Below are 7,671 nucleotides of genomic sequence, written 5' to 3'. Positions count from 1 at the left end.
GGCATCGCCGGATCCGGCGGTGCTGGCCGAGGCGGTCGCGGCCTCCCGACTCGAAGGCCGGAGTGTGCGCCGCGGCGCCCTCCACGTCGCGGCGGTGGTCGCGGGCACCGACAACCTCGGCGCGCTGGTGTTCCAGCCGGCGCACCCCCTGTCCGACGCCGACCAGCGCACCCTGGAACGAGCCGCGCAGATCACCGCCCTCCTGCTGCTCTTCCGCCGAACGGTCGCGGACGCCGAGGCCCAGGTCCGCGGCGAGCTCCTCGACGACCTCCTCAGCCACCCCACCCGCGACCCGGCCGCACTTCGCTCGCGGGCCGCCCGCCTCGGCGTGGACCTGGACGCCCCGCACGTCGTGGTCGTCGCCGACGGTGCGCAGATCGCGTCGTGGGCCCGAACCTTCGCCGCAGCCCGTGGGGGCCTCGCCATGGCCCGCGAGGGACGCACCGCCCTGCTGCTGCCCGGCGCCGATCCCGGCCAAGCGGCGCAAACCGTGTCCCGGGAGGCGGCCCGGGCGCTCGGCCGCCCGATCACCGCGGGCGCGGCCGGTCCGGCCACCGAGCCGGCCGCGGTCGCGCCGGCCCACCGGGAGGCCGAGCAGTGCGTCCGCGCGCTCGCCGCCCTGGGCCGCACCGGAACGGGAGCGAGCGCCGCCGAGCTCGGCTACGTCGGCCTGCTGCTCGGCGAGGGCGGAAGGCAGGACGTTCGCGGCTTCGTCGACAGCGTGCTCGAACCGGTGATCTCGTACGACGAGAAGCGTGGCACGGCACTGGTGCAGACCCTCGACGCCTACTTCGCCGCCGGCGGCGGTCTCACGCGCGCCGCGGACCAGTTGCACGTCCACGTCAACACGGTCAGCCAGCGACTGGACCGGATCACGCAGTTGCTCGGCCCCGGCTGGCAGGAACCGGACCGCTCGCTGGACCTTCGTCTGGCCCTGCGGCTGCACCGACTCGGCATGTAGGCAGACGACACAACCCACTCGGAGGCTGTGGCTGCCGCGGCCATGGGAAACCACCCGGCAGGCGGCATATCGTCACCTGACGATGTGGTCCCGGTCACAGTCAGGAGTCCTCCCATGTCGACGCTCACCGCTCCCAAAACATCACTGGTGAAGGTCGTCTTCGCCAGCCTGGTCGGCACCGCCGTCGAGTGGTACGACTTCTTCTTGTACGGCTCGGCCGCCGCCTTGGTCTTCGGCACGCTCTTCTTCCCCTCGTCAGATCCGGCCACCGCGACGCTGCTCGCCTTCGGCACGTACGCGCTCGGTTTCGTCGCCCGCCCGCTCGGCGGTGTCGTCTTCGGACACTTCGGCGACCGCGTAGGCCGCAAGAAAATGCTGGTCATCTCGCTGATGACGATGGGCATCGCCACCATCGCGATCGGCCTGCTCCCCACGCACGCGACCATCGGCGTAGCCGCGCCCGTACTCCTGCTGGTCTGCCGCTTGGCCCAGGGCTTCGCGGTCGGCGGCGAATGGGGCGGCGCCGTGCTGATGGCAGCCGAGCACGGCGACGACAACCGCCGCGGCCTCTGGACGTCCTGGCCACAGGCCGGTGTCGCCCTGGGCAACCTGCTCGCCACTGGCGTCCTGTGGGTGCTGGCCGCGGTGCAGTCCGATGAGGCGTTCAACGCGTGGGGCTGGCGCATCCCGTTCCTCCTCAGCGCCATCCTGGTCCTGGTGGGTCTCTGGGTACGTCTGTCCGTCGAGGAGTCGCCGTTGTTCGCCGAGGCGCGCAACCGCCTCGGTGAACGGCACCAGCCGCTGCTCGAGGTGGCGCGCCGCTACCCCCGCGAGGTCATCGTCGCGATGGGCATGCGACTCGCCGAGAACATCTCGTACTACCTGTTCACGGTCATCTCGATCACCTTCCTGACCACCTACGCCGGCGAGAAGTCCGACCGCGAGATGATCCTCAGCGCCCTGCTGATCGGTTCGGTCGTGCAGTTCGTCGTGATCCCCTTGGTGGGCGCGCTGTCCGACCGTGTGGGCCGCCGCCCCCTCTACCTGACTGGCGCCGTAGGCGTGGCCGTCTGGTCGTTCTTCTTCTTCGACCTCGTCGGCAGCCGCTCCGAGGGCCTGATCACCCTCGCGGTCGTGGTCGGCCTGCTGTTGCACGCGCTCATGTACGCCCCGCAGGCAGCCTTCTTCTCGGAGCTCTTCGGCACGTCGGTCCGCTACACCGGCGCCTCCGTCGGCTACCAGCTCGCCTCGATCTTCGCCGGCGCCCTGGCCCCGATCATCGCCGTACGCCTGCTCGGCAGCACCGACAACCCGAACACCACTGCCGTCGCCATCTACATGACGATCGCCTCCGTCCTCACCATCGTCTCGGTCGTCGTGACCCGCGAAACGGCCCGCTCCTCCCTGAGCCACGACCGCGTCACCCAGTAACCCACCACCTCCTCCTCACACGCTCACGGCGCGGGCGCCCACTCATCCGTCCACCCGGGCGCCCGCCCATCCGCCCACCGGCCCGCTTGCCGACCGCTGTTCACGGCCGACGCGCACTCACTCGTCCACCGCGACGTTGGCGCGAGCTTCCCACCTCCCCTCGCGCTGGAGGGATGCCACAACGAGCCCCGACTCGTACGCCGCGATGACCAGCTGAGCGCGATCGCGCGCGTGAAGCTTGGCCAGCAAGCGACTGATATGGGTCTTCACCGTGGCAAGGCCCAACCTCAACCGATCGGCGATCTCGGCGTTGGAAAGCCCACCGGCGATCAGGACCAGCACTTCCCGTTCCCGATCGGTGACGTGACCCATGCCTGCGACCGGAAGATCGGCCGCCGGCTGCGACGACCCCGCGGCGTAGTGCGCGATCAACCGCCGAGTGACCGAGGACGCGGGCAGCGAGTCTCCCGCGGCCACAGCCCGTATCGCGGCGATGAGGTCACCGGGCGCCACGTCCTTGAGCAGGAACCCACTGGCCCCCGCGCGCAGCGCCGTGAAGACGTAGACGTCGAAGTCGAAGGTCGTGAGTATCAGCACCCGGGTGCGGGGCGTGCGTGGATCACCGCAGATCCGCCGGGTGGCCTGAATCCCGTCGAGCTCCGGCATCCGAATGTCCATGAGCACGACATCGGGCTGCTCCCGCTGAGCCAGCTCCACGGCTTCTGCCCCCGTGCCGGCTTCGCCCACGACCTGTAGCCCCGGAGTCAGCTCGATCAACAGCCGGAAGCTCGCGCGCAACAGCTCCTGGTCGTCCGCGATCAAAACACGCACCGCCGGGTCTGCCTCACGAACGGCCTCTGCGGCACGGTCGGCGTTCACAGCGCCCCTCCGTACGGAAGTGTGGCGACCACGGCGAAGCCGCCGCCCGGACACGGACCCGCGGAGAAGCTGCCGCCGTGTGCCGTGACTCGCTCCCGCATGCCGGCGATACCCATCCCGTCGCGGCTCGGGCCGGACCGCCGGTTGCCGTCGTCGGCGACCTCGATGCGGAGCTGGCCGTCGACGGCCGCGACATCGACGCGACAGCTCGCCGGGGCAGCGTGCCTCACCACGTTCGTCAGGGACTCCTGCACGATCCGATAGGCGGCCAGGACGACGCTCTCTGGCGCGTCTTCTCCCCCACGTACGTCCAAACTGACCGCCACCCCGGCCGAAGCCGCACGATCAACCAAGTGGGAAAGGTCGCCGAGCGCCCGGGGCGCGGCGAAGTCGGCCTCTGTTCGCAGTTCACCCACCGACCGGCGCAACTCTTCGAGGGCTTGTCTGCTCGTCGCCTCGATCACCGCGAGCGCGGCCGGCAATTCCTCCGGGCGCTTCTCGGCGACGTGGTTGGCGACGGCGGCCTTGACCGCGATGAGGCTGAGGCTGTGGCCGATGACGTCGTGCATCTCCCTCGCGATCCGCAGACGTTCTTCCGTGACAGCCCGCTCGGTCGCACGGGCGGCGCTGAGCTCGGCCTGACGGTGACGCTCGCGCAGCGTCCAGCCGAGCACCCAGCTCGCCGCGCAGACCAGAGCGGCGAACGCCGTGCCCGCGATCCCGGGCCCGTCCGAGGACACGTCGGCGATCACGGTGCCGACCAGCAAAATGAAGGTCGTCACCAGCGCGGTTTGCACGCTTCGGCGCTTCGGAACGTGCACGCCGACCGTGTAGAGCATTGCGGCGACCGCGACGAGTGGACCGGTGGAGGCATAGTCGGGCACGATCCCCACGGCAAGCGCTAAGCTCGCCGTCACGCTGATGACAAGCGTGCCGGCGATCGGCCACTGCCGGCGCACCAGCAGCGGCGCACCGAGCAGGACCACCGTGAGCACGGTGAGGGAAACGGGTTCGTGGAAGCCGGTAGCCTCGATGGCCGCGGCCCAGCAAATGAGCCAGGCAGCCGAGGCGAGCGCGACGTCCATCAATCGGCGAAGCGTCACGCGACAGACAGTATCGGCCTCGGACGCACGCCGCGTCAGACCACGGGTTGACAGACCTCGGTCTGACGACATCGGCACCGCCGTGCCCGATCGTCGCTGCATGACAGTCGTCCTGCACGAGCTGAGCAAGACATATGAGGCCACTGCGGGCGCCGTGACGGCGCTCGATGGCGTGACCGTCCAGTTCCCGGAATCCACTTTCACCGCCATCATGGGCCCGTCGGGCTCCGGCAAGTCGACGCTGCTGCACTGCTCCGCCGGTCTCGAGCCATCCACCTCCGGCATGGTCACCGTCGACGGGACCGTGCTGGGCGAGCTCGGCGGCGACGCGCTCACCCGCTTTCGCCGTGACCGGATCGGCTTCGTCTTCCAAGACCTCAATCTGGTGTCATCGCTGACCGCGGCCCAGAACGTTGCGTTACCCGTGCGGCTCGCCGGTCGCCGGGCTGACGACACTGCCGTGACGGCGGCGCTGGCCGAGGTAGGCCTGGCGGATCGTGCGCGTCACCGGCCCCACGAGCTCTCCGGTGGGCAACAGCAGCGGGTCGCGATCGCCCGCGCACTGTTCGCGCGACCGGCGGTCGTGTTCGCCGACGAGCCGACCGGCGCTCTGGACAAGGCCACCTCGGGCCAGGTGCTGAGCCTCATGCGACGCCTCGTCGACGAGCACGGTCGCACGATCGTGCTGGTGACCCACGACCCGGTGGCCGCGGCGGTCGCTGACCGTGTGCTCCTCCTGGTCGACGGCCGGGTCACCGAGGAGCTGACGGGCGCCGACGCGGCCGCGGTGTCCGACCGGATGACCATGTTGGAGCGGTCATGCTGAGCCGCTTCTCCGCCGTCGGGGTCGGCGGCGACCGCAAGGGCACGTTTCTGGCGGTCCTGCTCGGCACGACCATCGTCACCACCTTCCTGCTCCTGTTGACGTCGGGTCAGCCCCGGGTGCCCGATCGCCTCGCCGCCTTCGAGGCGGTGGTGACCAGCCCGGCGGCCGCCAACCGGGCCGACGAGTTCGCCGAGCCGGTGCCATGGTCTGCCGAGGCTGTGCGCTCCCTGATCGAGCGGCTGCGTACGGTGCCGGGCGTCGACAGGGTCGCCGTCGACCGTCGCTTCTACGCCCAGCCCTTGCTTGACGGCCAGCCGGTCGCCGACAGCACTGCGGGGTACGCCTGGCTCGGCGATGACCCGCCGGGCTCGGGAGAAGTGATCGTGAACCGGTCGCTCGGCGTTCCGGTCGGCGCTCCCCTGACTCTGTTGACCGCCGCAGGACCGACGACTTGGCAGGTGAGCGGGCACACGGGCTGGCCCGGCGTCTACTTCTCCGAGCCGGACGCGGCGCGGCTCGCTCCTGGCGTCCGTGCCCTCGGCCTCTCCGGCTCACCGTCGATGGAAGCCGTGCGAGCCGTCGTCGGACCGGCAGGGCTCGTGTCCACGGGCGACGCGCGTGGCGTCGCCGAGCCGCGTTCCGATGCGCGCACCCGTTGGATCGGTATGCAGGTGCTCACCGCGACGACCGCACTCGGCGGGTTCGCGTGCGTCTTCCTCATAGCGTCCACCTCGGCGTATGCGGTCGATCAACGCCGCCGCGAGATCGGCCTGCTGCGCGCGGTGGGCGCGACCCCACGCCAGGTCCGGTCGATGTTGCACCGCGCGGCTCTGCTCCTCGGCCTGCTCGCCGCGCCCGTCGGTGTCCTGCTCGGCGCACTCACCGCCCTCGCACTCGCCAGATTCCTCGTCGGAGCGGGACTCGAACCACACGGGTACGCCGTGCGCTGGCAGCCATGGGTTCTGGCGGCGGCGCTCGCAACGGGGCCGCTGATCTCCGTGGCCGGTGCGGCCCTGGCTGCACGACGGGCGGCCCGGGTCGGCCCGATGGAAGCGCTGCGGGTCGCCGAGGCCGAACCGAGAGCGATGAGCCGCGGACGGTGGATTGCGGGTCTGACCGCGGCCGGCGCCGCGGTGGCCGCGGGCGTCTCCGCCGCAAGCGCCAGTGACATGCAAGACGTGGGTACCTACGCGCTGCTCGGCGCGATGGCGTTGGTCGCCGCCGCAGCCCTGCTCGCCCCTGCGGTCGTGCCGGCACTCATACGGCTGTTGCTGGGACCGTGGAGCGGCATCACCGCGCTGCTGGCTCGAGAGAGCGCACATGCCGCCGTCCGGCGGACGGCTTCCACGGCGGCACCCGTCCTGTTCACCGTGGCCTTCGCAGTCTTCGTCACCGGCACCGTGCAGACCTCGGCCGCAGCCTGGCAGACCCGGCGGGCAAACACGATCGGCGCCGAGACTTTGCTCGTGCCCGATGGGACTCCGGGTCTTCCCGACAGCACCGCCGGCCGGGCTCCGCTGGACACGACCGTCTACGTCGCAGGGAAGGCACTGCCGGTGATCGGAGCGGACACGGTGGATCGCGGAACCGCGCTGGTCTCGGCGCAGGCGGCCGAGCGATACGGACCTTCGGTCTCCGTCACCTTCGCCGACGGCCGGCGCGAGACGGTGCGGGTGGCCGGAACCGCCCCGCCGGGCCCGTTGATCGCTGATCTCGTCCTGCACCGCGACACAGTGCGGCAGCACGATCCGTCCGCCCTGGCGCCCGCCGTCTATCCCGTGCCGCCAGGCCCGGTTCCGGCAGGTGCACGGACAGCCGATCCGGGTGCCCTCGCTCGGCAGGCGGATGCGGAGGACGACCGGCTGATCCGAGTGTTCACGATGCTGCTGCTGGCCGTCTCCGCAGGTTCCGGGGCGCTCGCCGTCGCGAACACGCTGCTCATGACCGCCCGTCGCCGTGGACCGGACCACCGGGTCCTGTGGCTGACCGGCGCATCCCGCGCACAGGTGCTACGCGCTGTGGCTCTGGAGACCACCCTGGTGGTGGCGATCGGCTCCCTGCTCGGCGGCGGCGCAGGGTTGCTGGCGGTGGCCGGCTCCGCCCGTTCCCTGGGCGCGCAGATCGGCGACCACGTCCCCGTCGCCTTCTCCTGGCCCACGATCGGCGCCTCCGTGGCGTGCTGCCTGGTCGTCGGCCTGATCGCTTCCCTCTGGAGACCTGCAACGACAACGAACCGAGATGGCTGAGCAGACGCGCGGCGCCCGGACGAGCCCTCGGATCCCGGCCGCACGAGGCCGGCCAGACCAGCCGCCAAACGGCTGACGGGCTGACGGGTTCCAGAGCACGACACGGGCGACGGCCACCGGCATGCAGACTGTTCAGCGCCCCTGGCCGGGCCGGAATTCAGGGCCGTTTGACGTGAGCGGCACGCAGCGCCGCTCGGCACGGCTGGCGCGCAGGGCGCTCGGCAC

The 7,671-nt window shown here is 71.1% G+C and carries 6 protein-coding genes; 4 read left to right on the top strand and 2 right to left on the bottom strand.

The window, feature by feature from the left end; all coding sequences use genetic code 11:
• Both Ade02nite_RS15200 and Ade02nite_RS15195 read left to right on the top strand, forming a co-directional pair.
• Positions 1–961, top strand: a 961-nt coding sequence (locus Ade02nite_RS15200; RefSeq protein WP_203762623.1) for a PucR family transcriptional regulator, incomplete at its 5' end; no start/stop codon positions are given.
• Positions 962–1,075: 114 nt separating this feature from the next.
• Positions 1,076–2,392 (top strand): MFS transporter, encoded by a 1,317-nt coding sequence (locus tag Ade02nite_RS15195; RefSeq protein WP_203762620.1) that lies wholly within the window; start codon positions 1,076–1,078, stop codon positions 2,390–2,392.
• Between the two features lie 117 nt (positions 2,393–2,509).
• On the opposite strand, the gene Ade02nite_RS15190 is transcribed toward Ade02nite_RS15195, so the two are convergent.
• The gene (locus Ade02nite_RS15190; RefSeq protein ID WP_239168769.1) at positions 2,510–3,271 is read right to left on the bottom strand and encodes a response regulator transcription factor; all 762 of its coding nucleotides are present in this window, start codon (positions 3,269–3,271) and stop codon (positions 2,510–2,512) included.
• Positions 3,268–4,374: a sensor histidine kinase gene (locus tag Ade02nite_RS15185; RefSeq protein WP_203762617.1), complete on the bottom strand. Its 1,107-nt coding sequence runs from the start codon at positions 4,372–4,374 to the stop codon at positions 3,268–3,270. The genes Ade02nite_RS15190 and Ade02nite_RS15185 overlap by 4 nt, the downstream gene beginning before the upstream one ends.
• Before the next feature lie 100 nt (positions 4,375–4,474).
• Between Ade02nite_RS15185 and Ade02nite_RS15180 the strand changes: the two genes are divergently transcribed.
• The gene (locus Ade02nite_RS15180; protein ID WP_203762614.1) at positions 4,475–5,200 is read left to right on the top strand and encodes an ABC transporter ATP-binding protein; all 726 of its coding nucleotides are present in this window, start codon (positions 4,475–4,477) and stop codon (positions 5,198–5,200) included.
• Positions 5,194–7,446: an FtsX-like permease family protein gene (locus Ade02nite_RS15175; protein WP_203762611.1), complete on the top strand. Its 2,253-nt coding sequence runs from the start codon at positions 5,194–5,196 to the stop codon at positions 7,444–7,446. The genes Ade02nite_RS15180 and Ade02nite_RS15175 overlap by 7 nt, the downstream gene beginning before the upstream one ends.
• Positions 7,447–7,671 lie beyond the last annotated feature (225 nt).

Origin of the sequence: Paractinoplanes deccanensis, assembly GCF_016862115.1 — a bacterium.
Lineage (GTDB): Bacteria > Actinomycetota > Actinomycetes > Mycobacteriales > Micromonosporaceae > Actinoplanes > Actinoplanes deccanensis.
Note: the sequence above shows the minus strand (reverse complement) of the source record. Positions and strands in the feature narration are given on the sequence as shown.